The sequence below is a fragment of the Saccharopolyspora sp. NPDC000995 genome, assembly GCF_053599315.1.
In genome coordinates this window covers 101,370-126,438 of sequence record NZ_JBSFLZ010000002.1, presented here as the reverse complement: position 1 = coordinate 126,438, position 25,069 = coordinate 101,370, and the positions used below count along the sequence as shown (strand labels likewise).

The window sequence follows — 25,069 nt, the reverse complement described above, 5'->3', positions numbered from 1 at the left end:
GCCGCGGACCCGATGCGGGTCCGCGGCCTTCGAGAAGCCTGGGAGGTTCCTAGATCATTGGATCGAGGAATCGCCAAAGAGCGGACCGCCGTGGGTCGACCACGGTCAGCGGCAGCGCGCGGAACCAACGCGGGTTGAGCTTTCGGCCATAGCCGGCATCGTGTTCGGCAACAGCTGGCAACGGCGCGAAAGTAACGCGGAACAGCGCGATTGCCCCGGCCATGAGGTGGCTCGGGGTGCTCGACAGCAGAATCGTGGACACCAAGGCCACCTCCCTTCGGGGTTCAGGCCGCGGTTTCTTCCAACCACGGCTCGCGCTCTTGCAGGTTATTGGCACAGCCGTGCCGGTCGCAACGTATTTTTCGAAGAATCCGCTCGATCGTCTGAAAAACCTGCGTCACCAGGCATTTCAGGGTGTGCCCCGGCGCTCACCCTGGATTAGCGCGAGCACGTCGGAGCCGAACTTCTGCAACTTCGACGCGCCGATCCCGGAGATGCCCACCAGTGCGCTCTCGTCCAACGGCCGCTGCTCGGCAATCGCGGTCAGCGTCGCGTCGGTGAACACCACGTAGGCGGGGACCTTCAGCTGCCGGGCGCGTTCGCTGCGCCACACCTTCAGCTGCGACAGCAGGTCTTCATCCACATCGGACGGACAGTCGGCGCAGCGGCCGAGCTTGATGTCCATCGTGCCCGCCAGCGTGGCGTTGCAAATGCGGCAACGCGGCTTCGCGGACTTCGCAGGTCGCGACAACAGCTCGCGCTGCTTGACCTTGTTGGGCAGCGCCGCCGGGTGCTCATCCGGCACCAGGCTGTACAGGAAGCGGCTGCGCCGCCGGTAACGGCGCCCACCCGCGCGCGCCAGCGCCCACGACAGGTAAAGGTGCTCGCGGGCGCGGGTGACCCCGACATAGAGCAGGCGGCGCTCCTCCTCGACGCCGGCGTCGGTGTCGGCGTGCTGGATGGGCAACGTGCCTTCGACCAGCCCCACCAGGAAAACCGCGTCCCACTCGAGCCCCTTGGCGGCGTGCAGCGAAGCGAGTGTGACGCCTTCGACGGTCGGCGGGTGCTGGGACTCGGCTCGCGCATCCAGTTCTGCGACGTAGCGGGACAGGCCCGCGTCGGGCACCGTCGCGGCGAGCTCCTCCGCGAGCTCCACCAGCGCGATCAACGATTCCCACCGCTCGCGCGCGGCACCACCGGCAGGCGGCTCGTCGGTCAGCCCGAGCTCGCGCAGCACCGAGCGGACCGTCGTGGGCAGGTCCTCCTCCTCGGCGCCGTGCGCGACTGCCGCGCGCAGCGCGACCATGGCCTGCCGCACCTCCGCGCGTGCGAAGAACCGCTCACCACCACGTACCTGGTAGGGGATCTCGGCGTCGGAGAGCGCCTTCTCGTAGACCTCCGACTGCGCGTTGACCCGGAACAGCACTGCGATTTCCGAAAGCGCAACACCCCCCTTGACCAGCTGCGCGATCTTGCGGGCGATCGCCTCGGCCTCGTCGGTCTCGTCGTCGTACTCGGCGAAATCCGGGCGCGGCCCGTCCGGGCGCTGCCCGACCAGCTTCAGCCGCGTGCCGGCCGGCCGCTCCCGCGCGGCGCCGATGACCTGGTTGGCCAGGCCCACCACCTGCGGCGTGGACCGGTAGTCCCGCTCCAGGCGCACCACCGTCGCTTCCGGGTATTTGCGCGGGAAGCCGATCAACCACTTCGGCGAGGCGCCCGCGAACGAGTAGATCGTCTGGTTCGCGTCGCCCACCACCGTGAGGTCGTCGCGGTTGCCCACCCAGGAATCGAGCACCCGCTGCTGCAGCGGGTTGACGTCCTGGTACTCGTCCACGACGAACGACCGGTACCGGCTGCGGAACTCCTCGGCGATCTCCGGCTCGTCCTCCAGAATCGCCGCGATGTGCAGCAGCAGATCGTCGAAGTCCAGCACCTGCGCCCGGTTCTTCAGCTGCTCGTAGGCCGCGAACGCCTTGCTGAGCTGCTCCGGCAGCACCGGCACGTCCCGCCCGGTGGCGGCCGCGGCGGCCGGGTACTGCTCGGGGCCCACCAGCGACGACTTGGCCCATTCGATCTCGCCGGCCAGGTCGCGGACGTCCTCCCGCTCGGTGGACAGGCCGAGCTTGTTCGCGGCCTGCATGACCAGCCGGAACTTGTTGTCCGTCAGCTGCCACATCTGGGTCTCGTGCACTCGCGGCCAGAAATAGCGCAACTGCCGGAAGGCCGCCGCGTGGAAGGTCTGCGCCTGCACCCCCGCCGCGCCGAGCGTACGCAACCGGGTGCGCATCTCCCCCGCCGCCCGGGCCGTGAAGGTCACCGCGAGCACCTGGTTCGGGGCGACGAGCCCGCGCTGCACGTGGAAGGCGATGCGATGGGTGATCGTGCGGGTCTTGCCGGTACCCGCGCCCGCCAGCACGCATACGGGGCCGCGTGGTGCGATGACCGCCTGCCGCTGCTCCGGATCCAACCCTTCCAGAAGTCGCGGCTGCTCGGTCATGCCCGGCATCTTTGCAGACCGCCTCCCCCGTTCGAGGCCACACCCAGCACCCGACACCGCGTGTCGGAAATCCCCGCAAAGCGATTCGCACGAAAATCGCGCCCGGAATGCGCCCCAGAGTGGAAGCACTCGGGGAAGTTCGCACGCACCGACATCGGGCTGCGGGAGCCCAAAAACGGGTATGGGAACCTGCACCGCCGAGCCCGGACGCCGTCGGAGGGCCGGGCGGGGACGCGCCCCGACCAGCCCTCCCGCGTCAGTCGTTCCAGGTGGCCCAGCCCTTGATCATGCGGTAGGCGATGGACACCCCGGGCGGGAGCCACAGGCCGTCGACCGCTCCGCCCTCCGATTTCAGGGCGGCCCGAACTGTGTCGCGGTGCACCCAGCGGGCTTCCTCGATCTCGCCGTCGGCCGGCGTAAGCGGCGCGGACCGGTCCGCGATCGCGGCGAAGCCCAGCATCAGCGACCGCGGGAACGGCCACGGCTGGCTGCCGAGGTAACGGACGTCCGACACCACGACGCCCACCTCCTCCGCGATTTCGCGCGAGACGCAGGCTTCCAGCGACTCGCCGGCCTCGACGAACCCGGCCAGCACCGAGTACCGCTGCGGCGGCCAGATCGGCTGGCGGGCCAGCAGCACGTGGTCCACGCCGTCGTGCACCAGGCAGATCACGGCCGGATCGGTGCGCGGGTACTCCTCGCGGTCGCAACCCGTGCAACGCCGCGCCCAACCGGCGCGGACCCGCGTGGTCGCCGCCCCGCACACAGCGCAGTAGCGGGCGCTGTCGTGCCAGCCGAGGAGGCCGACTGCGGTGGTGAACAACCCGGCGTCGGTGTCGTTGAGCAGACCACCGCCGGTGCGCAGGTCCCGCCAGTCGTCCTGGGCGCCGTCGTGCTCGCTGCGCAGCGCCCAGTAGGTGATCTCGCCCTCAGCGCCGAGCAGGACCGCATTCGAGGCCGGACGTTCGCCGAAGTCGCTCGCGGGGTGCATCACCAGCCGCGAATCCGGGCCGATCTGGGTGCGCCCCTTGGCGTCCACCAGCACGACCCGACCGGTCGACCACAGCTCCGCCCCGCCGTCCAGGGTGTCCCGCAGCGTCTCCCGGCGATCCACAGTGGACCTAGACAGCAGGGGCGCGGAGTCCAGCTGGAAACCCGCCCCCGCGACCACGTCGGAAATCATTTGCCCGTCTCACCGTCCAACCACGTCATGGCAACACCACACCCCCGAGCAGCCGAAGCTGGTCGGCGAGCTTGTCCGCGTCACCGACGACAACGCCGGTGAACGCGGTCGGGGTAAACCGCCGCGCCGCCTCGCCCACCTGCTCGACCGTGATCGCCCGCAACCGCTCCGGGTGCGCGAGCAGCCAGTCCTGTCCCAGGCCCGCTGCGGCCAGCGCGACGAGCGTGGACGCCATCCCGGACTGCGAAGCGGTCGAGGTGAGCAGGCTCCCGATGGCGTACTGCCGGGCCGACTCGACCTCCGATTCGGTCGGTGGCACCAGCGCCAACCTGGCCAGCTCGTACCGGGTCTCCAGCAGCGCGGCCGCGGTTACCTCGCTGGCGGTATCCGCGTCGACGAGGACCGTTCCGTTGCCCCGGGTGAACTCGAACGACGAGTGCGCGCCGTAGGTGTAGCCCTTGTCCTCGCGGATGTTCTCCACCAGCCGTGAGGAGAAGTAGCCGCCGAAGACCAGGTTCGCGATCTGCAGAGCCGGGTAGTGCGGGTCGGTGCGCGGCAACGCCTGGGCGGAGAACCGCAGCTGCGACTGCACCGCGCCGGGCCGGTGCACCAGCCGGACGTCGCCGCCGCGAACCGCCGGCAGCGACGGAAGTTCGCGCGCGGTGTTCTCCGACTGCCAGCCCGCGAGGTTGCGCTCGACGGCAGCCAGCGCCTGGTCCGGGTCGATGTCGCCGACCAGCACCAGCACCGAGCCCCGCGGCAGCGCTGCTTCGCGGTGCAACGTGCGGACCTCCTCGGGGCTGACCTCGGCGACGTCCTCGGCCTGCGGCACCTCTCGGACGAACGGGTGGTCGCCGTAGCGGTGCCGCTGCAGCTCCTCCCGCGCGATCACCCGCGGCTGCGAGCGCGCGACGGTGATCCGCTCGACCAGCCGGGTACGCTCCCCCTCGACCTCCGCATCGCGGTACACCGCGCCGGTCAGCGCGTCGGCGAGCACGTCGAGCAGGGTGTCCAAGCCGGTGGCCAGCGCGTCGCCGGTGATGCTGAGCCGCTCCGGATCGACGGTTGCGTGCAGGTCGCCGCCCACCGCGGCCAGGTCCGTGTCCACCTGCACGCGGTTGCGGCGCTCCGTGCCGGTCAACAACGCCTCGGCCAGCAACTCAGCGCGAGCCGGGTGCTTCTGGTCCTCACCGGCGAACGGGATCCGCAGCCGCAACTCAACCATCGGGACCACGCCATGCCGGACTGCGATCACCCGCAGCCCGTTGTCCAGCACGGTGTCCACGACGGCCGGTACGCGGCCGATACGGGGCTCGCCGAGCGGCGGCAGCGGCCGCGGGCCGAGCTCGGTGCGGCCGATTTCCTCGGCGCTGCGGTGCGTTGCGCGGGTCATGCCGCACCTCCTGTCGCGTTCTCGTCGCCTGCGGGTTCGATCTCCAGCACCGCGCGCGCATCGGGCCGCAGCGACTTCGCCGCCGACGCGACACTTTCCGCGCTGACCTCGCCGATCAGCTTCGGCAGCTCGGAGATCAGCTCGGCGCGACCGTGCAGCAGTTCGGCGCTGCCCAGGTCGAGGGTCCGGGTGACCACCCGGTCGTGCTCCCGGTACAGGCTCGCGGCCCAGCGTGCCGTGACGCGGGACAACTCATCCGCGCTCGGGCCATCGGTGGCCAGCTTCTCCAGCTCCTCGTCGATCGCGCCGACCACCCGGTCGAGCCCGACCTCCGGGGTGTGGATAGCGGTGACGGTGAACGTGTCCGGGTCGCGGGCGTCCAGCGGGGCACCCATCAGGCCGCAGCCGGCGTGCACGTCCACCACGAGCGCGTCCTGGTAGACCAGTCGCTGCTGCAGGCGGGAGGCGTCGCCGTCGGACAAGATCGCCGCGAGAACCACGTTCGCCAGGTAGGCATCGAGTTCGGAGACCGGGTCGGGCAGGCGATGGCCCAGCGCGACGGCGGGCAGCGGCGCGTGCCGGTCGGCGTGCTTGCCGCGCAGCTCCTCGGCGGGGAACGGCTCGGCAAAGGACGGCCGCGGCGGGACGTTGCGCGTCGGCACGTCACCAAAATGCTTGTTGACCAGGTCGATGGTCTGCTCGACGTCGATGTCACCGACGATGGTCAGCACCGCGTTGCCCGGCGCGTAGAAGGTGTCGAAGAACGCGGCGCAGTCCTCGACGGTCGCCTGTTCCAGGTCGGTGAAGTCGCCGTAGCCGTTGTGCGCGTTGGCGAAGGTCGAGTAGAGCACCGGCGGCAGCAGGATCCACGGGAACCCGCCGTAGGGGCGGTTGAGGACGTTGAGGCGGATCTCCTCCTTCACCACGTCCACCTGGTTGCGCAGGTTTTCCTCGGTGATCTTCGGCGCCCGCATCCGGTCCGCTTCGAGGAACAACGCCCGCTCCAGGGCCGCCGACGGCAGCACCTGGTAGTAGTCGGTGTAGTCCTGGTGCGTCGAACCGTTGAACGTGCCTCCGGAACCCTGCACGTGCCGGAAATGCGCGAGTTTCTCCAGGCTCTCGCTGCCTTGGAACATCAAATGCTCGAAGAGGTGCGCGAAACCGGTGCGCCCCTCCGGTTCCGAGCGGAAGCCCACGTCGTAGTGCACGCTGACACCGACCACAGGGGCCTGCCCTGACGATGCTCGGCCCGCTGCCGAGTCCGGTGCCAACACCACGCGCAGCCCATTGGGCAAGGTAACGCGATGCAGCTGGGGTTCGACCATGCCATGCAGCCTACGTGCGGACTGTCAAGCCGCGCGTGCCCCCTTCACCGCTCTTCGGCGTTTCGTGATCACCCGGCGTAGGTGGCGAATTTCCTCCGCGCAGCGTCCAGCGGCGGTAGAGCGTTCGGGCGCGGTCAGCGGACCTGGGCGATGAGGGATTCGATCTCGGCGCCGATCGTGCGCGCGTCGGCCGGGAGGATCGCGAAGACCTGCTCGCCGGAGCTGCCGCGCTCGACCCGGTTCAGGTAGCGGCCGTCCGGCTCGTTGTCGAACCAGGACACCACCTGGGAACGCTTCCGGCGGCCGTACTGGTCGCGGATGCTCGCCGACATCTGGCCGATGCGCGCGTGCGGCGCCTTCCCGATCGCCTCGTAGAGCGCGACCTGCTGGTCGCCGCTGCTGCCGCGGCTCGGGGTGGCCGCCTGCATCACGCTCATCTGGTCGAAGTCCTCCGGCGGCGCCTGCACCAGCGAACTCTGCGGGACGCGCACCGGCCCCTGTCGGCCCGGCTTGGTGGGCGGCAGCGTCGCCAGCAGCACCTGCGGCAGCGGGACGTTCTCGTGCACCTCGACGGTCAGCATGCCGCCGCGCTGCGGGTCCTCGCTCGGGGTCTGCACGCCGAGCACGACCCGGTTACCCTCGGTGAACACCGCGAGCGCCCGCCAGCAGTGATCGGAGCCGACCTGCGGGAACCACAGCGAGTCGACCCACAGGTACGGGTCGGCCAGCGTCTTGAGCGCGGTGACCAGCGGCGGCGCGACCTCGTCGTTGATCACGACTCCGGCGGCGGCCATCCGGTCCAGCTCACCGATCGCGATCTGGCTGAACTGGTCCGCGGTGTAGCCGAAAGAACGGCTGCTCAACGGCAGGGTCAAACCGTCGATCTTCAGGTACTTAAGCACGATGTCCAAGTGCACCGGCTGAAGCTGCCACCGCCCCAACACGCCCACTGTTGTTTCTCCCCTTGTGAATTCGCCCGCTGCAAGCGTGACCGACCGGTGGTGCCGAAGCCGGCAACCACCGGTCAGCACCGGATCATTCGCCGAGCACCGGCGGGGCGGTCTTCGGCATGTCGTTCATCCAGATGTCGTCCTGCTCTTCGAGCCAGGACGGGCGCTCGTGCTCCTCGTCCTCGCCGCCCTTGCCGCGCTGGCCGGCACCACCCATGCCGCCCATCGCGCCGCGCCCGGCACCAGCGCCCCGGGCACCTGCCGCGCCCGCACCGGCACCAGCCCCGGCACCGAGTCCGCCGACACCCGCACGGCCACCAGCGGCCATGCCACCGGCACCGGCACCCAGCCCGCCGGCCATGCCGCCGACCATCCCGGCACCACCGGCGCCGCCGCCGGGGAGACCACCACCGGCGCCACCGCCGGAGAGCCCGGTTCCGCCACCGCCGGGGAGCCCGGGCTGATCGGCCCACTGGCTACCGGTTCCGGAAGGCGTGGTGTAGCCGCCACCGGGGATACCGCTACCGAGATTATTGGGGTCGAACGCACCGACGGGGAGCCCGCGGTCGGGAATGCCGCTGCCGGGAATACCACCGACGGGAACACCGGTACCGATGCCACCGCCGGGAAGCTTCCCGGTCCCGCCGCCCGGCATCCCGCCGCCGGATCCACCACGGGGATCGCCGGGACCTCCACCGCCCCATTCCGTGGGGGGCGGCGGCGGCACCGGCGGCGGCTCCTTGGTGTTGCCGTCCGGCCCCTTGTACTGCGGCATCTTCGCGTCGACCTGGGTGAGCGTGGGGCTGTAGACGCGCGCCATCGTCTCCTGCGCGGCCTTCTCCGCCTGCTCCTGTTCCTCCATCTGGCTGAGCGCGTTGATGCCACCGCCGGCGATACCGAACGGAATCGAAGCGGAAGCCGCCTCCCCCCAGCTGAAGCCCTGGGGCTTCTCGACCATCTTGCTGGCCTGACCGGCGGCCTCACCCGCGGCGTGCAGGTTGTTCCCGGTCATCTCGAAGGCATCGGCGCTGGCCTTCATCCAGTCGGAAGCGGGCTTGCCGACCTCACGAGCGTTGCTCGCGGCCTCGCCTTCCCAGCCCCCGTCGACGATCTTGCCGAGGTCCGTGGCGTAGTTGTTCCCGCGCTCGCGCAGTCCCGCGGCCAGCTTCTTCCACGCCTCGGCGACCTCACCGACCTTGCCCTGGTCGATCGACTCCTGGTTGGTCTGGTAGATCTGCGCGTGGCTGAAGCCAGACCAGTTGAGGCACTGCGTGATAGCGGGCGAGTCGTAACTCGTGACGTTGAGGCCGGAGTTCTGCTGCGCCAGCTGGTTCTGCTGCTGCTGGGCGACGCGGCTGGCCTCTTCGCCGTGCTTCTTGCGTTCCTCCTCGGCAGCGCTCTCCCAGCCGAAGACCCGGGAACCCGCGTTGTCGAGGGTACTGAGAAGTCCCATCACTCCCCCTGTCTCATCACTTCGGCAGCCGAGAAGCCGTTTGGTTGGCGATCTTCTTCAGTTCGCCGCACGGATCGGCCACAGAGTCGCGCATCGCGCCGGTCAGCTGGTAAATAGCGATTCCGCCGCCTGCGGAAACCACGTAGTTGCAGATGCCCTGCCCTGTCGCCCCAGCGACAAGCATCTCCGCTCCCTCGCGACCGGCAACCGTTGTGGCCGCGTACTTGTCGAAGCCGCCACCCTTGCCGAGGCTCTGCACGGTCTCGTCCGCGTTCTTCTGAAGGCCGAGAGTGAACTTCTCGCCCTTCCACGAGCAGCCCGGCTGGAAGCTAACTTGGGTGAACTCCTCGGCCTTCGTCGAAAGACCGAACGAGGTCAGCTCGTCGGGCTTGAAGAACGTGCACGGATCGAAGCCCGCCAACCCCGCCCCCGACGATGCCGAGGTCGGTGCGGACGACGTCTCCTCACTACCCCCAGGACTCTTACCACCAACTGCACATGCAGCAAGCCCGAACAGGGCCAGACCAGCGGCCGCTGCGATCAGAGATCGGGAAAACGTACTCACTGAATACCTCGCCTCAGGTCGTCGGCGTTCTGCTCGTCGGTGGCACGGTAGTCCTTGGCTGCACCCCGGAACGCGTCCGCCTGCTTCTTCAGTTCTTCCTGCATGTCACGAATCAGCTGAAGAGCGCCGGCTTGACCGCCTGTCGCCTTATCCTGGAAACGCTGCGCCAATTGCTGGCCGTCGGGGTAGTTCCCCAGTCCCTTGACGGTCCTCAGAGCAGCCGCGTTCTGGAGAAGCACGCCAAGCGCGTCGATCTCCTCTTCGCAGCGCTTGGCGGCCTTGTCGGCCACGTCGGGATCAAGCGACAGCTTGCCTGAGCCAACCTGCTGGTTGATCCACTGCGTGCGGCTGCTGATCGCCTTCAGCCCTTCCTTGGCCGCGGCGAACCCACTTGCGTCTGCGCTTGTCATCCCAGACCCCTCTGGACTCTGCGATCTCCCCCGGAAACGATGAACACTTTAACCTGACGCAGGGGTGTCCGTAACGGTTCCCAGCAAACGCGAGGCGCTTCCAACATCACTTGTTCAGCAGGCCACGGAGGCATCACCATACGACGTCGAGTGATCACAGATAGCGATCGCGCGAGGTACGGGAACTTTGGCTGGCGTCAGCTCCGCAGACCTCCTGCCGCCTCGATCACTTCGGCAACCGCGAAGCCGTCTGGTTGGCGACCTTTCCGCCTCACCACAAGCGTCTACAGAGTCACGCATCCGGCCATCGATCATATAGAGGGCAACGCCGCCAGCTGCATCAACAAGCACTGTGCACCCGCCTTGCCCGGCGGCACCTGACTCAACCGCAACTGCCGCCGCCGACCATCGAGAGGCTTCTTCTGGTAACTGTCCCAGCTACCACCCTTCTCGTAAGACGCCACGGTCTCGTCCGAGTTCTTGAGCAGCGAGAGAGTCATCTTCTCGCCTTTCCACTTGCAGCCGGGTTCAAAGCTGACCACGGTGCCGTCTTCGGACTGTGTCGAGACGCCGAACGAGGTCAGCTCGTCGGGCTTGCAGAACGTGCACGGGTCGAAGCCCGCAAACCCTGAACCGGACGCCACCGAGGTAGGCGCGGAGGACGTTTCCTCGCTACCGCTGCTTCGGTTCTGGATTCGGCATGCCATGGACACCTTGCCCGGCGCCGTTTATGCCGGGGCTTAGGTGCCCGCCTTGTGCGAGACGTGGTTGAAGATCCCCACCGCCACCCCCTACGGGCGGGAGCCCGAATCGACGTCGATCGCCGAGCGCTGCCCCGAATGTGCCGAGAAGGTCTCGCGGGACGAGCACCACGAGCACGTCTGGGACTACTGAAGGGGATCGACACGCGGTGGCTCGGGTGGGCAGCGTGCTGCGGCGCTTGCGGAATGCTCGTCTGGAGCGCGTTTTCGTCGCCGGGCTGGTGCGCGACTCCTCCGGAGAGCATGCCGGCAGCGGTCCGGGCCGTCTCACCGTCGCGCAGGTCATGGCCGCCGTCGAGCGGGCGCGGTGCGCCGAATGCGTTGGGCGGCATCGGTTGCGCTAGTGGGTCAGCGCTTGAGGGTCTCGTTGAGCTTTCCGACCAGCGCCGGGAAGGTTTCGCGGAAGCGTTGCAGGTTCGGGGTTTTGGCCGGGCTTCCGTACCAGTACAGGCCCGGCGTTTCGTCAGCTTCCGGGTCCAGTTCCGCGAATTCCGCCAGCCAGCGGTCCGTTTCGCCCAGCACCACCGCGTACGGCAATGAACGGGAGAACACCGTCTCGCGGTCCGGCGCTGGCAGGGAGCTCGCCGCGACGTCGTGCAGGTAGCCGCGCAAGCCGCGCACCTGCACCACGAGCGCGCTGCCGCGGCGCGTCCGGGCGGGCATCAGGCGTGCGCTGAACATCATCGCGATTCCGCCGATCACCACCCCGATCCCGAGCAACGCGAGGGAGCTCGTCAGCGCCAACACCGCTGTCAGCGCCGCGCCACCGACGATCACGCCGAGTCCCGCCCACCAGAACCGGTTCCGATCGGCGTCCGGCCGCCGCGCGAACCACTGCTTGTCCACGACCTCCGCGTACAGCGCCGTTCGGACCGGGTTGGCGTCCAGGTCGCGGAGTTGGGACAACTGCACCTCCGCGGCTTCGCCGACGAGCAGGTCGTAGACCGCTCGCTCGAACGGCCGCAGCGACTCGTCCGCCGGGTTGAGTCGCACGATTCGCCAGTCCTGCTCGGGCAGTTCCTCGATCCACAGGTAGTTGCGGACTGCCAAGTCGATGATCGTCGCGGTGATGTCGACCGGGTCGACCCGCTCGTCGATGACGGTGCCAATCTGGCCGGGCAGCACGCCGTCCGGGGAGGCGAACGTGATCGCGCCCCGTGAGTCACTCATCAGCAACTCGACCTGACCCGCGTCCTCGGCGAACGCTTGCACGTCGCGGCCGCGGGCGTACCAGACGAGTCCGAGGCCGCCGATCAGCAGCAGACCGATCCCAGCCAGGCCCGCGGCCGTCGCCGGCGTCAGCGAGAACGCCCGCGCCAGGCTGAAGTACTTCTCGGTCACCGCGTTCGCCGGCACGGTGCCGGCCGGGACCTTGAAGGCGATGTCCATCCGGTCGCCGGGCTTCAGCCCGTACGTGAGCGCGTGCATGGACTGGGTGTGGGTGATCTCGAACTGGGCACAGCGGTCCGCGCTGCCCAGCGGGCCGGCCAGACACATGATCTCCTGCGGTACCTTCGGCGACAGCAGCGACACCTCGACGCGGTCCACCGGCGCGTTCCAGCCGCCGGACACCTGCCAGCGGACGGCCTGCAGATCACCGGCGTCGGCCACGGCGCCGCGGACCGAGTATTTCAGCGTGGAGACCCCCGGCTGCAGCGTCAGGTGCACGTTGTCGGAGTCCACCGCAACCGCGCCGCCGCCGTCCACTACCGCATCTGAGATGTTGAACACGCGGTCCGCACCGGGCCCTGCGGACTGCCGCAGCGGCATCGTGCGTTCCACGTGCTGACCTGGGGGAACGTTGATCTGCTCGGTGACCGATACCAGGCCGTCGCGCTCCAGCTTCAGGTGCACGCTGCTGGAAACCGCGCCGGGCAGCGCATCGACCGGCTGCTCCTGCGCCACGGCTGTGCCGGGCGCGCCCAACAGCATTCCGGCCAGTGCGACGGCCAGTCCCCATTTGGTCAACACGGCACGAACGATAGCGGCCCATCGCTAAGCTCTGGTCCGCAACGGTGGGATTGATGTCAGGAAGCCGGGGGAAATGACTGCTCCGTGGCGGGCCGCTGAAACTGGACCGATCGTCCACACTCGACACTCCGCGAGGAAGACCGCATGACGCAGCCGCCCAGGCCACCGCGCGGCCCGCAGCAGCCGCCCCGCCAGCCCTGGCCGCCGCAGCAACCTCGTGGCCCGCAACAACCGCCGAGCCCCCAACCGCCGCGCGGTCCGCAGCAGCCGCCCCCGCCTTCCCGACCGCAACCGCCACGCGGCCCGCAGCAGCCGCCCCGGCCACCGCGACGCGGTCCATTACCGCCGCCCAACCCGCAACCGCCGCGACAGCAGCAGCTGTCGCCGCGCGGTCCAGTTTCCGGGCCGCCGACGCGCCAGGTCGCGCCGCCCCCCGTCGCGCGCCCGCTACCTCCGCCGGTGGTCGGGCGGACTATGCCGCTGCCCAGACCGCAACGGCAGATGCCGCCACCGATGCCGCACCCCAGCCCACCGAAGCGCAAGAGCAACACCGGTGTCGTCGTCGCGCTGTTGCTGGTGGGCGTGGGGTTGTTCGGCATCGGCACCATCGGCGCGATGGCCGCCTCGATCACCTCGAACCGTGCTTCGGACTACAGCTCCACGAGCAGCCGGACCACCACGACGGGTTCCAGCGAGACCCCCAGCAGCACGACCACCAGCAGCGAGGACACGACGACCACGGAGACCAGCAGCTACGACGACGGTGCCAAACCGGTGGCAGAGCTGGGCGACAACCCGATCAACATCCCGGGCAACGGCGCGATGAACACCCGGTGCAACCTTCCCCGCTTCAACACCGATGTCGCTTCGCAGGACCGCTTCTACCAGGCCGCGCTGCCCTGCCTGATGGAGGCGTGGACTCCGGCTCTGGAGAACGCGAACCTGCCTGCCCGGACGCCAAATGTGATCACCACCGGGGAGAACATCGAAACCCCCTGCGGAACGCGGCGGTGGAACCAAACCGCGATGTACTGCCCGGGCAACCACACGATCTACATGACCGCACGCTACTACGCGCAGATGGAGAAGCGCACCAAGGCCGGGGCGTACCTCGGCCAGTTCGCGCACGAGTTCGGCCACGCGTTGCAGGGAATGACCGGGATCAACAGCGCCTACGGCGACGCCTCCTACGACGCGGGCGGCAGCGCCACCACGGCGGGGTTGGAGCTGACCCGCCGTTCGGAGCTGCAGGCGACCTGCTTCGAAGGGATGACGCTGGCCGCGCTGCAGAACGGCGGTGTCAGCAACGACTACATCTTCCCCGCGCTGGAGGACTCCTCCGGCCGCGGCGACGAGCACAGCGATGTGCCCGATCACGGCAGCATGGCGACCAACGCGGCCTGGGTCGAGCAGGGGTTCCGAAAGAACCGGATCACGGAGTGCAACACCTGGCTGGCGGCATCATCCGATGTCGACTGACGTTTCCGCTCACCGTCGGCCGAGCATCAGGCCGTAGCCCCCGCCTGCGACGGCGGCGAGGGTCAGCAGGACCCAATTGGCGCGCTGCGTCTGGGCTTTCAGGTCGGATTCGGCTCCTGCGGGGCGGACCACGAAGTCCTTGCCCGGGTCGGCAGGCACCAGCACCGGCAGCTGTTGGCCGCGGGCGTGGCCGCAGCCGTCGAACGGTGCTTGCCGCGTCACGGCGTCGACCCGGACCTCGACTAGATCCCGCGCCGAGTCCGCGCCGCACGGCCGGGACTCGACGACTGTCGCCGTCGCCGCGCGCATCGCAGTCCGGTCCTCGCCGGCCGCGGTCACCAGTGGCCACAACGTCACGGCGGCCACCGCGATGCCCAGCAATCCCAGGACAAGCAGGATCGGCGCCACCGACACCGAACCTCGTTGCCTTCCCACGACACCGATATTGGCAGAAGCCAGTCAGCGGCAGCAGGGTCACTCCCAGCAGCATCCGAAACACCGTCGGTGATAAGGCTTCCGGGCGTTCACAAGCGGCTTGCTGGCCTCAGGCGTCCGCGGGCGTGACCTTCTTGACGTAGAGAAGCCGGTCGCCTTCCTCGATCGCGTCGGCCTCCGGCGCGTCCACCCGGTACAGCTGACCGTCGCGCACCACGCCGAGCACGATGTCCGAGAGGTGCCGCGGCGAGCCGCCGATCTCCTGGGGCTCGACCTCCCGCTCGGCGATCGCCAGTCCGGCGTCCGGGGTCAGCAGGTCCTCGAACATATCCACCACGGACGGCGTCGAGGTCGCCATGCCCAGCAGGCGGCCCGCCGTCTCGCTGGACACCACCACCGAATCCGCGCCGGACTGGCGCAGCAGGTGGACGTTCTCGGCTTCCCGCACCGCCGCGACGATCTGCGCCTTCGGCGCGAGCTCCCGCGCGGTCAGGGTGACCAGCACGGCCGTGTCGTCTCGGGCAGGTGCCACCACGATCGCCCGCGCGCGCTGCACGCCCGCCACCCGCAGCACGTCCGAGCGGGTGCCGGACCCGTTGACGGTGACCAGGCCTTGCGCGGACGCGGTTTCGAGCGCGCGCTGGTCGGTGTCGACGACCACGATGCGGCCGGGCTCGGCTCCGTCGCCGAGTAGCGCGGTAACGGCCGAGCGGCCCTTGGTTCCGTATCCGATGACGACCACGTGGTCGCGCACCTTGGACCTCCAGCGTTGGATCTTGAAAGCCTGCCGGGAGCGCTCGGTGAGCACTTCCAGTGTGGTACCGACCAGCACGATCAGGAACAGCACCCGCAGCGGGGTGATGACCAGCACGTTCACCAGTCGCGCCTGCGGGGTGACCGGGGTGATGTCGCCGTAGCCCGTGGTCGACAGCGACACCGTCGCGTAGTAGACCGCGTCCAGTAGGTCCAGCTCGCCGCCAGCGGAGTCCCGGTAACCGTCCCTGCCGATGAACACGATGAACACCGTGGCGGCCAGCGCGAGCATCGCGCCGATGATCCGGCGGATGATGGACCGGACCGGGCTGGTCGTGCTGCCCGGCATCCGGATCACGCCAACGAGCGCGTGGTCGGGTCGCTTGGTCAGCTCCTCCTCGTCGGAGCGCCCGCGGATGAAGGGGTGCGCCAACTGCTTCGGACTGCGCCGCATCATGCCCCCACCGGCCGCACCGCCACGCAAGACGACCCGCGCACGTTCTTACCACTCACGGCGGAGAACAGTAACCGCTGCCCGGGCGTCCGGTGCGATGCGGCTCCCGTGGTTTCGACGACGACTTCTCCTGCAGGCCGCAAGACCTTGTCTCCGACATCGCGGCGCGGCGGCATACCATGCAGCGGTGCAGCAACTTCAGCACGCGGCTCGTGCCCTGGGGTGGGACGGCCAGTTGATCCCAGACGTCGAGGTCCTCGGTGCGCGCTTCGCCGCCGTGGCCCGGATCCGGCGCGACGTCCACGAGTGGCGCAGCCACCACGGCTGGGGGCCGGAGCTCAACCCGACCTGGTTCCGGTCCTGGTCCGAGCCCTGCATGCACGATCACGTGCCGGTGGCCGCGGTCGACCTGCTCGGGCTCCTGGTGCCGGTGTCGCGTGCCCGCCACGCCTTGCACGCGTGCGGGACGCTGCTGACGCTGGCCCCCTGCGCCGTCGTGTTGCCCCCGGACACCGCGTACAAGCCGTTGCGGATGCTGGAGCTGGACTACTACGGCGTCGGTGTGGTCAACGCCGGCTTCGAGGGGCCGGCCGAGCTGGTGGTCGCGCCGGAGGACCGGACCGCGGAGTTCGGGTCGTCCATGTTCGGCCGCTGGTTACTCGAAGTCCTGTACTCGCGGATCCTCGAACTCCCCCAACTCACGGAGAACGCCTGACGCCCCGCGGCTCGGAACGTCAGGCGCTTTCTCTTCCGCCGCTCGTGGAAAAGCCGTCCCGAGCGCACCGAGACGTAACTCGGGTTCAGGCGAGGACGTACTCGTGCCAGTTGAGGTTCTCCGGGTTCCAGCGCATGCCGCGGCTCTCCTTGAGCGCGCGCAAAGCCTGCATCGTGTGCGGCCAGCGGCGGATCACGTTCGCCAGCGCGACCGGGGTCATCAGGTCGGCGGTGCGCCGGTGATCACCGGGGCCGAGCAGCGCGATGCCGCCGGGCGTGGAGATGATGTCGGTCAGCGGGGCCTGGCCGGACAGCGCGGCCTGCTCGACGCTGAGGATGCTTTGCGGTTGCAGTTCGGTCGGCCAGTTGTTGCGGTCGATGTCGGCGGCGACCGGCTGTTCGCAGCTGCCGCATCGGCATTGGACCTCGCTGGCCCAGCCGTGCTGCTTCCATGACCACACCGCGGCACCGCCGGTGTCCAGATCGGACAGCGCGGCGACGTGCGGCCAGGCCCCGACGACGGCGCTGAGCATCGTCTTCTTCGACGGTCTCGGGTTCCGGCCGGGCCCGTCGAAGGACCAGGTGCCTTCCTCGTCGCGGTGCACCCGCACCAGCGGGGCACGCATCGCCAGGACGTCGGTGTCGACGTTCACTTCGGATTCCGGTGGCGTCTTGAGCTTCCAGTCCGTGTTCATCGCGGGCATAGTCGACCGCCGCGGACCGCGATCTCAAGCTCCGCCACCCGAACGTGTAGTCATCCCGGTGCGGCAGGTGATCCCGACGACGCCGCCGTGTCCGCGGCTCGAGGTCCGAGGGTGCCTTCGGGTGCCGTGGCGCCGAAAAGCGCGCACGACCCTGGCCAGGCCAAACCGTCACTGCGCGGCGGGGACCGAGGCGATGAGGTTCCGGATGCCGTCGGCGTCGAGGAGGTCGGCCGGGCGGAGCGTGTAGTCGTGGCGGACGTAGTGGAATGCCGCGCGGACCTTCGACAGCGGCGTTCCGGACAGTTCCGCCCAGGCCAGCCGGTACGCCGCGAGCTGCACCGACAGCGCCGGGACCTGGTCGCCTCCCGGCACCGCGCCGGTTTTCCAGTCGAGGACCGTCCAGCCTCCGTCGGCGTCGGCGAACACCGCGTCCATCCGGCCGCGCAGCACCACGCCTTCGACCTGTGTCTCGAACGGCACCTCGACGCGGTGCGGCGTGCGGTCGGCCCAGGCTCCGGAGAGGAACGCCCGCTGCAGCTCGGCCAGGTCCTCGTGCACCGGCGCGGATTCGTCGGCTGCGCCGGGAAGTTCGTCGAAGTCCAGCAGGGCGGTCGAGGTGAACCGGTGCTCCAGCCAGGCGTGGAACGCGGTGCCGCGGCGGGTCATCGGGTTCGGCGGGAATGGCAGCGGTCGGCGCAGCCGCCGGGCAAGGCTGTCGGAATCACCGGCGAGTTCGACGAGTTGGCTCACCGACAGGTGGTCCGGCAGCCGCACCTGCTCCCGCCGCTGCGCCGCCGCCGCGCGCTCGGCCAGCAGCACGTCGACGTCCCGCGACCACCCGTCCTCGTCGTCCTCCTCCGGCCCCGCATCATCCACAGTGGACATCGCGGCCCGCACGAGCCCCGCGCCTTCTGCCACCGCCGCGCGGCGCGGACCCAGCGGGTCCACCGGCCACTCCGCGCACCGCACGGCGTCGGCGAGCGGGTTCGTCGCGTCCTCGTCGGGTTCCGGCGTCCACAGGTCGATGTCCCCGGTCCCGGACCCGCGGAGCACCTCGGCCAGCTGCCGCAGGAAGCCCGACGGCCCCTTGGGCCGGTCGCCGTTCTCGCCCCACCAGTGCCCGGACAGCAGCAACGTCCGCTCCGAGCGCGTCACCGCGACGTAGAGCAGCCGCCGCTCCTCGGCGAGCCGGCGCTCCTCGAACTCCTCGTCGTGGATCCCAAGCACCTCGGTGAGTTCCTTGCGGTCGAGCCCCGTCAGCCGGTCGACGTCGAGCCGAGGCAGGTCTTGGGCGTCGCCGCGCAGTTCGGCGGGCAGTTCGGTGACCGAGCGCAGCCACGACGAGGACTTCCGCTTGCCGGGGAAGACGTCGTTGACGAGGTGCGGCACGGCGACGACCTGCCACTCCAGGCCCTTGGCCGCGTGCACGGTGAGCACTTGGACGCGGTCCTCGGCGACCTCGACCTCGCCTGGTTCCAGGCCGTCTTCGGCACGTTCGGCCGCTTCCAGGTAGTCCAGCAGCGCGGGTAGCGTGGCCGATGGGCTCGCGGTGGCGAAATCGGTGACCGCGTCAGCGAACGCGTCGAGGTGGATCCGCCCCGCGCCGACCGGCCGCGCCATGCTCTCGATGTCCAGCAGCAACGTCCGCTCGACGTCCGCGACGAGTTCCGGCAGCGGCTGGTCGAGGCGGCGCCGCAAGGTGGCGAGCTCGCCTCCGAGGCGTCGGATGCGCCGGTAGCCGTCGCCGGAATAGCGCTGCGCATCGCCGGGATCGTCGAGCGCATCCACCAGACCGGCCTGCTCCGCGTTCTCGCCCGGCAGCGCCGCGGTGACCACAGCAGAGGGATCGGCGGACTCCGGTGTTTTGAAGGCCTGCGCACCGATCTCCCGCGCGCGATCCCACAGCGCCGCGATGTCGGCCGCCCCGAGGCGCCAGCGCGAGCCGGTGAGCAGCCGCATCGCTGCCGTCCCGGCGAGCGGGTCCACCAGCAGCCGCAGTGCGCTGACCAGGTCGCGCACCTCGGGCTCGTCGAGCAGCCCGCCGAGCCCGACGACCTCGACCGGCAGACCGCGTTCCCGCAGCGCCGCCGCGATGTCGGTCATGTCGGCGCGGCGGCGCACCAGCACCGCCGCGGTCGGCGGCCGTCCCGTCTCGTCCAGCGTCGCCTGCCACTGCGCGGTGACCTGGTCGGCGACCCAGTCGCGTTCTGCCCGCACGTGTTCGCTCAGCGCCAGCCGGATATCTCCGGCCTCGGCGCCGTCCCTGGCGCGCAGCTCGTCGACTTCCAGGCCGGTTTCGCGCAGCGGCCCCGAAACCGCGTTGGCGCTATGCAGGACTTCCGCCGGGTTGCGGAAGCTCGTCAGCAGCCCGTACCGGTGCGCCGGGGCCTTTCGGCCTTCCTCGATTCGCGGGAAGTCGGTGGTGAAGCGCGGGAGGTTCGCCGCGCTCGCGCCGCGCCAGCCGTAGATGGCCTGCGCCGGGTCGCCGACCGCAGTGACCGGCAACGGGCGCTCGCGCCCGAACAGCGAGCGCAGCAGAACCCGTTGCGCGTGGCCGGTGTCCTGGTATTCGTCCAGCAGCACCGCGCCGTACCGGGCGCGTTCGCCGTCGACGACTTCGGGATGTTCGGCGGCAAGCAGCGCGGCCAGCGACATCTGGTCGGCGAAGTCCATCGCGCCTTCGCGCCGCTTGCGTTGCGCGTATTCCTCGACCAGCGGCATCAGCGCGACTCGCAAGCGTTGCGCGGCAACGACTTTCACCAAGTCCTGCGGGAGGTTCGCACGCTGCCCCTTGGCGCGCGGCGCGCTCTCGACCGCGCGGCAGATCTTTTCCGCGTGTGTGCGCAGGTCGTCCGGGCTCACCAGGTGTTCGGCGAGCTCGCCGGCCAGCGACAGCAGGTAACCGGTCACAGTGGACGGAACCTTGTCGGTGTCGATGTCCTCGGTCCAGGTCGCGACGACGTTGTGCGCGAGCTGCCAGGACGCCGTCTCAGTCAGCAGTCGCGCACCAGGCTCGACCGGTACCCGCAGGCCGTGCTCGCCGACGAGCCGCCCCGCGTAGGCGTGGTAGGTAAGCACCGTGGGCTCCTCGGTGAGCACCGCGGAGCGCAGCTGCCCACTGGGATCGACCTCGTCGAGCAGCCCGGACCCGCCGAGGCGGCGCAGCCGGGCGCGCACCCGGTCGGCGAGTTGCCGCGCGGCCTTGCGGGTGAACGTCAGGCCGAGGATGCGCTCGGGCGTCACCAGCTGGTTGGCGACCAGCCAGACCACGCGGGCGGCCATCGTCTCCGTCTTCCCAGCGCCCGCACCGGCCACGACCAGCGCCGGTTCGGCGGGCGCGGCGATCACGGCGGCCTGCTCGGGGGTCGGCGGGTGCAGCCCGAGCGCCTGCGCGATCCGGTGTGGACTGATTTCCGGCCTACCAGCGGCGGTAGCCGCTTGTGGTGTGGGGCTCAGCTCGCACCGCCGCAGGTTCTCAGAGGTCGCCTCGGGAGGACAGCCTCGACGTGGGGAATTGGCATTCATGAGTCGGCGATCCCGGACGGAGGCGGCGTCCGCAACTCCCAGGGGGCCGCTACCCGCACCGCTACGGGAACCATTTGAAGCACTCTCGGAGTCACTGCGCGACCTGTCTTCCGGCCGGGTGGACCGGGCAGCAGGTGCGGGCCGGACAACGATCGCAGTCGGAGTTCTCGCTGGCCACGTAGGCAGGTCCGAGGCTCGAAGCGGCGGCGGTGTGCACCACGTCGAGCCACACCTCGATCCGCTCGGCGTCCAGCGCCTGCTGGGCGCGTTCGGTGGCCGCGCCCTTGCGGTCCGACTTCGCGACGTACAGCAGCCGCGCCCCGCCGGGTTCCTCGTCCGCGCCGAACGCGCCCAGCGCGGCGGCCAGCTGGTACACCGCCAGCTGCGGGTGCTCCTCCGCATCGCCCTTGCTGACCGGTGTCTTCCCGGTCTTGACGTCGACCACCACCGGGCGGCCGTCGGCATCAACCTCCAGCCGGTCCACGCGTCCGCGCAGTCGCAGCCACGGCCCGCCCTCCCGGCCCGGGACCGTGACGTCCAGGTCCTTCTCCACCCCGACCTGCGTGAGTTCGGCCCGCGACTGGACCAGCCAGGTCAGGAACGCCTCGAGCATGCCCTCCACGCGCTTGCGCTCCTTGCGGGAGAACCATGGCGCACCGGCGTCCACGGATTCCCAGGCGTCGTCCAGGGCCTTGTGCAGCTGGTCGGTGTCCGCGCCGTCGGCGGCGGCCTGCACGAGCGCGTGCACGAGGGTGCCGGTGACGGAGGCGAGTTCGGCCGTGTCCTGGCCGCCGTGCCGCTCGACCATCCAGCGCAGCGGACACTTCGCCAAAATGTCCACAGTGGACGGCGACACCTTGACCGGATCGTCACCGGTCACCAGCGGCGTTGAGCTGGAGCTCGCCGGCAACCCGTACCAGGCCTCCGGGCTGGCACCCGGAACCCCGGCGTTGGCCAGCCGCGCGAGCTGCGCCGCCGCCCGCTGCCGCCGCCGCGGCTGCGTATCCGCGTCGCACACCACCCGCCGCAGCTCGCCGACCAGATCCCCGAGCGCCAAGCCGCGTTCCGGGCGCGCGATCGGCCGCTCCACCGCATCGGGGTCGCTGACCACGCCTTCCAGCTCGTCCAGGAACCGCGAAGGCTGCTCGTCCTCCCCCCGCACCGCGCTGACCAGCAGGTTACGCCGCGCCCGGCTCGCCGCGACGAGCAGCAGCCGCCGCTCCTCGGCCACCAGCGGCGCGGTGGCCGACACGCGCTCGGCGTCCACCCCGGACAGCACGTCGACCAGCCGCTCCACGCCGAGTAGCGATCCGCGCAGCCGCAGGTCGGGCCAAATGCCTTCCTGCACACCGGGAATCGCCACGACCTCCCACTCCCGGCCGCTGGCGGCATGCGCCGTCAGCACCGACACGGAGTTGTCCCGGGGGGCTGTGGGCGCCAGCGAGCTACCCGCGATCTGCTGGCTGGTCAGGTAATCCGCGAAACTGGCGACGTCCGCACCCGGCAACCTGTCGACGTACTGGGCGGCCGCGTCGAACAGCGACACCACGGCGTCGAGATCGCGGTCGGCCTGCACCCCGACCGCGCCGTGCCGCTCGGACTGCGACACCCAGCGCTTCTCCAGACCGCTGGCCTTCCACACCCGCCACAGCGTTTCTTCCACGGTGTGCCCGGCGGCGACGGAGTCGGCCGCGGTGCGCAGCAGCGCCGCGAGGCGGCGAGCGGGCGCGGCTGCGGAATCCTCGAGAGCAGCGAGGCGATCGCCGTCCTGCAGCACCTCCACCAGCAGCTCGCCGCTCGCCCGGCTCCCGCCTGCGGCGAGCTCCAGTCGGCGCAGCCCCCGGCGAAGCCGCCGCAGTGCGAGCGGATCGGCGCCGCCGAGCGACGAGGCGAGCAGCTGGGCGGCAGCGTCCGCGTCGAGCGCCTGCGGGCGCGCAGCGCAGCGCAGCAGTGTCAGCAGCGGCCGGACGGCATTGCGCTGCGCTAGCGGAAGGTCGTCGACCGGCAGCGCGATGGGCACACCGGCGGCCAGCAACGCACGGCGAAGCACCGGAAGCGACAGGCCGGTCGACCGGACCACGACCGCCATTTCCGACCAGGCGATCTCGTCGAGGAGGTGGGCTCGGCGGAGCTGATCCGCCACCCACGCGGCCTCCTGCGCTTCGGTGGCCAGCAGGCGCACCTGGACCGAACCACCTCGCCCGTTCTCGGGCTCGATCAGCTCGCGCTGTGGGCCCGACCCCGGCAGCCGCGAGGTCAGCCGCTGCACCGCCTCCCGGACCGCCTTGGACATGCGGTGGTCGACGGTGAGGACCTCGGTGTTCGTGCCGTCCGGGTCGGCGTCCAGCAGGCAACGCGGGTCGGCGCCGCGGAAGGAGTACACGGCCTGGTCGGGGTCGCCGGCCAGCACGAACTCGGTGGCCGTGTCCCCGAGCCGCCGTAGAAGCCAGTACTGCTGCGGGTCCAGGTGCTGAGCGTCGTCGACGAGCACGAAGCGCACCCGGTCCTGCTCGGCCGCCAGCAGCCCAGGATCGGTGTCGAACGCCAGCAGCGCCGAGCCGACCAGCTCCGCGGCGTCCAGTGCCGGGGCTTGCGAACCGCCCGCCCCGCGCAGCAGCGTGACCTGCTCGTACTGCCGCGCGAACCCACCGGCGGCGATCCATTCCGGACGGTTGTGCCTACGGCCGATGTTGACTAGCTGCTCGGGCCCGACGCCGCGTTCCGCAGCGCGCAGCAGCAGGTCCCGCAGTTCCTCGGCGAAGCCGGGCACGGTCAACGCCGGTCGCAGCGTCTCCGGCCAGCCCTGCGCACCGGTCTCGACATCTCCGGCCAGCAGGTCTCGCACGAGCGCGTCCTGGTCCGGGCCGTTGAGCAGCTGCGGGGGCGGTAGCTGGTCGCGCACCGCCTGCAACCGCAAGACCGCGAAGGCGTACGAGTGGACGGTCCGGACCAGCGGTTCGGGCGCGGTGCGCAGTTCTTCCGAAGAACCGGTGAGCAACCTGGTGATCTCGGTGCGCATCCAGGCCGCAGCGCGCCGACTCCCGGTCAGGACCAGGACGTTTTCCGGCGACACCTCGTGGTTGCGGATGCGGTCGGCGGCCAGCTGCGCGATCAGCGTGCTCTTGCCAGTGCCTGGTCCACCGAGGATCCGGAGGAGGCCGTAGCGATGCGCCAACGCCCGCTGCCCGGCTGCGTCCCAGTTCGTCCGCCGACGGGCGGTTTCAGCTCGGCGAACGAGGACGGGCGTGGTCGGAGATGGCACGCATCGATGGAATCACGCGCCGACGACAAGGTCGCGCAGGGCTCGCGGATAGCTCCCGCTCAACGGGAATTTAACGGAACCTTTTGGTGGTACAAACCAATTCTTCCCTCTGGCAACGTGATGATCGTCACAGTGCCTTTCGGCTATGAACAGCGGAATCGCGCCTCGGGCGCGATCGAACCCCGGACAACACCAACCTTATGGAGGAACCGTGAGCAAGGTCGGCAAAAGCCTGCTCGGCTGCGCCGCGGTCGCCGGTGCGTTGACCATCGGCGCGGTGCCCGCACTCAGCGCGCAGACCTCGGCCTCGAACACCACAGCCTCACCGGTCACCGCGTCCCCATACCTCTACAACGGCTGGGGCAACCCGCCCAAGCCCGGCGGGGTGATGAGCGCCACCGGCATCAAGGACTTCACCCTGGCCTTCATCCTCTCCGACGGCAGTTGCAACCCGGCCTGGGACGGTACCCGCCCACTGGACGCAGAGAAGGCCGTCATCGACGAGATCCGCGCAGGCGGCGGCGACGTCGTCCCGTCAATCGGCGGCTGGGCCGGCAACAAGCTCGGCGAGTTATGCAAGGACCCGCAGTCGCTGGCCAGCGCCTACCAGAAGGTCATCGACGCCCACGGGCTCAAGGCCATCGACATCGACATCGAGGCCAGCGAGTTCGAGACCCCGGGTGTGCAGGACCGGGTGCTGGAGGCGCTGAAGATCGCCAAGAAGGCCAACCCGGGCCTGCAGACCGTGGTCACCTTCCCGACGCTGAACACCGGTCCGAACGACGTGGGCAAGCGGATGATCAGCAGGGCCAACGAGATCGGCTCGAACGTCGACGTGTGGACGCAGATGCCGTTCAACTTCGGCGGTTCGGACATGGCGGCCGACACGATCAAAGCCACCGAAGGCCTGAAGGCGGTGCTCAAGAGCACCTTCGGCTACAGCGACGCGGAGGCCTACGCGCACGCGGGCATCTCGTCGATGAACGGCAAGACCGACGCCGGCGAGACCGTCGATCAGGCCGCGTTTGAGAAGATGGCCGACTACGCCAAGGAGAAGGGCCTCGGCCGCTTCACCTTCTGGTCGCTCAACCGGGACCGCCCGTGCGACGGGGGCGGCGCGGACGCCTGCAGCGGCATCGACCAGCAGCCGTGGGAGTTCACCAAGATCGTGGCGGGCTTCCAGCGCTGATCGTCGCCGAGGATCGAACGTTCTCGCTGGTCAGGGCCCGCGAGTG

The 25,069-nt window shown here is 69.9% G+C and carries 21 protein-coding genes; 5 read left to right on the top strand and 16 right to left on the bottom strand.

Annotation, left to right across the window (positions count from 1 at the left end; translation table 11 throughout):
- Positions 1-49 precede the first annotated feature (49 nt).
- The 10 genes from ACWDKQ_RS01950 to ACWDKQ_RS01905 all read right to left on the bottom strand — a co-directional run bounded on the left by ACWDKQ_RS01950 (position 50) and on the right by ACWDKQ_RS01905 (position 10,483).
- Positions 50-262 carry a hypothetical protein gene (locus ACWDKQ_RS01950; protein WP_450136885.1) on the bottom strand — a complete coding sequence of 71 codons (213 nt, stop codon included), beginning with the start codon at positions 260-262 and terminating at the stop codon, positions 50-52.
- Positions 263-409: 147 nt separating this feature from the next.
- On the bottom strand, positions 410-2,497 hold the full coding sequence (locus ACWDKQ_RS01945) for an ATP-dependent DNA helicase UvrD2 (RefSeq protein WP_450136884.1): 2,088 nt from the start codon (positions 2,495-2,497) through the stop codon (positions 410-412).
- A gap of 256 nt (positions 2,498-2,753) precedes the next feature.
- The gene (gene nudC, locus ACWDKQ_RS01940; protein ID WP_450136883.1) at positions 2,754-3,680 is read right to left on the bottom strand and encodes an NAD(+) diphosphatase; all 927 of its coding nucleotides are present in this window, start codon (positions 3,678-3,680) and stop codon (positions 2,754-2,756) included.
- A 25-nt stretch (positions 3,681-3,705) separates the two neighbouring features.
- Positions 3,706-5,073, bottom strand: a complete 1,368-nt coding sequence (locus tag ACWDKQ_RS01935; protein ID WP_450136882.1) for a M16 family metallopeptidase — start codon at positions 5,071-5,073, stop codon at positions 3,706-3,708.
- Positions 5,070-6,398, bottom strand: a complete 1,329-nt coding sequence (locus ACWDKQ_RS01930; RefSeq protein ID WP_450136881.1) for a M16 family metallopeptidase — start codon at positions 6,396-6,398, stop codon at positions 5,070-5,072. The genes ACWDKQ_RS01935 and ACWDKQ_RS01930 overlap by 4 nt, the downstream gene beginning before the upstream one ends.
- A 134-nt stretch (positions 6,399-6,532) precedes the next feature.
- Complete coding sequence (locus tag ACWDKQ_RS01925; RefSeq protein ID WP_450136880.1) at positions 6,533-7,348, bottom strand: ESX secretion-associated protein EspG; 816 nt, start codon at positions 7,346-7,348, stop codon at positions 6,533-6,535.
- An 85-nt stretch (positions 7,349-7,433) separates the two neighbouring features.
- Positions 7,434-8,801: a PPE domain-containing protein gene (locus ACWDKQ_RS01920; protein ID WP_450136879.1), complete on the bottom strand. Its 1,368-nt coding sequence runs from the start codon at positions 8,799-8,801 to the stop codon at positions 7,434-7,436.
- Between the two features lie 16 nt (positions 8,802-8,817).
- Positions 8,818-9,366: a DUF3558 family protein gene (locus tag ACWDKQ_RS01915; RefSeq protein WP_450136878.1), complete on the bottom strand. Its 549-nt coding sequence runs from the start codon at positions 9,364-9,366 to the stop codon at positions 8,818-8,820.
- Positions 9,363-9,776 carry a hypothetical protein gene (locus ACWDKQ_RS01910; protein ID WP_450136877.1) on the bottom strand — a complete coding sequence of 138 codons (414 nt, stop codon included), beginning with the start codon at positions 9,774-9,776 and terminating at the stop codon, positions 9,363-9,365. Before ACWDKQ_RS01910 ends, ACWDKQ_RS01915 begins: the two co-directional genes overlap by 4 nt.
- A 311-nt stretch (positions 9,777-10,087) precedes the next feature.
- Positions 10,088-10,483, bottom strand: coding sequence for a hypothetical protein (locus ACWDKQ_RS01905; protein WP_450136876.1), 396 nt, complete (start codon positions 10,481-10,483; stop codon positions 10,088-10,090).
- 46 nt (positions 10,484-10,529) lie between these two features.
- On the opposite strand from ACWDKQ_RS01905, the gene ACWDKQ_RS01900 reads away from it, so the two are divergent.
- Positions 10,530-10,670, top strand: a complete 141-nt coding sequence (locus tag ACWDKQ_RS01900) for a hypothetical protein (RefSeq protein WP_450136875.1) — start codon at positions 10,530-10,532, stop codon at positions 10,668-10,670.
- Between the two features lie 34 nt (positions 10,671-10,704).
- A complete protein-coding gene (locus ACWDKQ_RS01895; protein WP_450136874.1) occupies positions 10,705-10,881 on the top strand; it encodes a hypothetical protein in 177 nt (58 codons plus the stop codon).
- Positions 10,882-10,885: 4 nt separating this feature from the next.
- On the opposite strand, the gene ACWDKQ_RS01890 is transcribed toward ACWDKQ_RS01895, so the two are convergent.
- Positions 10,886-12,508, bottom strand: a complete 1,623-nt coding sequence (locus ACWDKQ_RS01890) for a DUF2207 domain-containing protein (RefSeq protein WP_450136873.1) — start codon at positions 12,506-12,508, stop codon at positions 10,886-10,888.
- 474 nt (positions 12,509-12,982) lie between these two features.
- On the opposite strand from ACWDKQ_RS01890, the gene ACWDKQ_RS01885 reads away from it, so the two are divergent.
- Positions 12,983-13,987: a neutral zinc metallopeptidase gene (locus ACWDKQ_RS01885; RefSeq protein ID WP_450136872.1), complete on the top strand. Its 1,005-nt coding sequence runs from the start codon at positions 12,983-12,985 to the stop codon at positions 13,985-13,987.
- A 9-nt stretch (positions 13,988-13,996) separates the two neighbouring features.
- On the opposite strand, the gene ACWDKQ_RS01880 is transcribed toward ACWDKQ_RS01885, so the two are convergent.
- Positions 13,997-14,401 carry a hypothetical protein gene (locus tag ACWDKQ_RS01880; protein ID WP_450136871.1) on the bottom strand — a complete coding sequence of 135 codons (405 nt, stop codon included), beginning with the start codon at positions 14,399-14,401 and terminating at the stop codon, positions 13,997-13,999.
- Between the two features lie 130 nt (positions 14,402-14,531).
- Positions 14,532-15,524 carry a potassium channel family protein gene (locus tag ACWDKQ_RS01875; RefSeq protein WP_450136895.1) on the bottom strand — a complete coding sequence of 331 codons (993 nt, stop codon included), beginning with the start codon at positions 15,522-15,524 and terminating at the stop codon, positions 14,532-14,534.
- Positions 15,525-15,816: 292 nt separating this feature from the next.
- Between ACWDKQ_RS01875 and ACWDKQ_RS01870 the strand changes: the two genes are divergently transcribed.
- Positions 15,817-16,344: a hypothetical protein gene (locus ACWDKQ_RS01870; protein WP_450136870.1), complete on the top strand. Its 528-nt coding sequence runs from the start codon at positions 15,817-15,819 to the stop codon at positions 16,342-16,344.
- A gap of 85 nt (positions 16,345-16,429) precedes the next feature.
- On the opposite strand, the gene ACWDKQ_RS01865 is transcribed toward ACWDKQ_RS01870, so the two are convergent.
- The 3 genes from ACWDKQ_RS01865 to ACWDKQ_RS01855 form a co-directional block, all read right to left on the bottom strand.
- Positions 16,430-17,038: a hypothetical protein gene (locus ACWDKQ_RS01865; protein WP_450136869.1), complete on the bottom strand. Its 609-nt coding sequence runs from the start codon at positions 17,036-17,038 to the stop codon at positions 16,430-16,432.
- Between the two features lie 177 nt (positions 17,039-17,215).
- A complete protein-coding gene (locus ACWDKQ_RS01860; RefSeq protein ID WP_450136868.1) occupies positions 17,216-20,572 on the bottom strand; it encodes an ATP-dependent helicase in 3,357 nt (1,118 codons plus the stop codon).
- Positions 20,573-20,663: 91 nt separating this feature from the next.
- Positions 20,664-23,834, bottom strand: coding sequence for an ATP-dependent helicase (locus ACWDKQ_RS01855; protein ID WP_450136867.1), 3,171 nt, complete (start codon positions 23,832-23,834; stop codon positions 20,664-20,666).
- Between the two features lie 211 nt (positions 23,835-24,045).
- Between ACWDKQ_RS01855 and ACWDKQ_RS01850 the strand changes: the two genes are divergently transcribed.
- Positions 24,046-25,023 carry a chitinase gene (locus ACWDKQ_RS01850; protein ID WP_450136866.1) on the top strand — a complete coding sequence of 326 codons (978 nt, stop codon included), beginning with the start codon at positions 24,046-24,048 and terminating at the stop codon, positions 25,021-25,023.
- The last annotated feature ends 46 nt before the right edge of the window (positions 25,024-25,069 follow it).

Coding starts and splice junctions, on each gene's coding strand:
- ACWDKQ_RS01905 (WP_450136876.1), bottom strand. CDS start 10,483: ATGGCATGCCGAATCCAGAACCGAAGCAGCGGTAGCGAGGAAACGTCC.
- ACWDKQ_RS01860 (WP_450136868.1), bottom strand. CDS start 20,572: ATGAATGCCAATTCCCCACGTCGAGGCTGTCCTCCCGAGGCGACCTCT.
- ACWDKQ_RS01875 (WP_450136895.1), bottom strand. CDS start 15,524: ATGCCGGGCAGCACGACCAGCCCGGTCCGGTCCATCATCCGCCGGATC.
- ACWDKQ_RS01935 (WP_450136882.1), bottom strand. CDS start 5,073: ATGACCCGCGCAACGCACCGCAGCGCCGAGGAAATCGGCCGCACCGAG.
- ACWDKQ_RS01885 (WP_450136872.1), top strand. CDS start 12,983: ATGCCGCTGCCCAGACCGCAACGGCAGATGCCGCCACCGATGCCGCAC.
- ACWDKQ_RS01945 (WP_450136884.1), bottom strand. CDS start 2,497: ATGACCGAGCAGCCGCGACTTCTGGAAGGGTTGGATCCGGAGCAGCGG.
- ACWDKQ_RS01910 (WP_450136877.1), bottom strand. CDS start 9,776: ATGACAAGCGCAGACGCAAGTGGGTTCGCCGCGGCCAAGGAAGGGCTG.
- ACWDKQ_RS01865 (WP_450136869.1), bottom strand. CDS start 17,038: ATGAACACGGACTGGAAGCTCAAGACGCCACCGGAATCCGAAGTGAAC.
- ACWDKQ_RS01920 (WP_450136879.1), bottom strand. CDS start 8,801: ATGGGACTTCTCAGTACCCTCGACAACGCGGGTTCCCGGGTCTTCGGC.
- nudC (WP_450136883.1), bottom strand. CDS start 3,680: ATGATTTCCGACGTGGTCGCGGGGGCGGGTTTCCAGCTGGACTCCGCG.
- ACWDKQ_RS01930 (WP_450136881.1), bottom strand. CDS start 6,398: ATGGTCGAACCCCAGCTGCATCGCGTTACCTTGCCCAATGGGCTGCGC.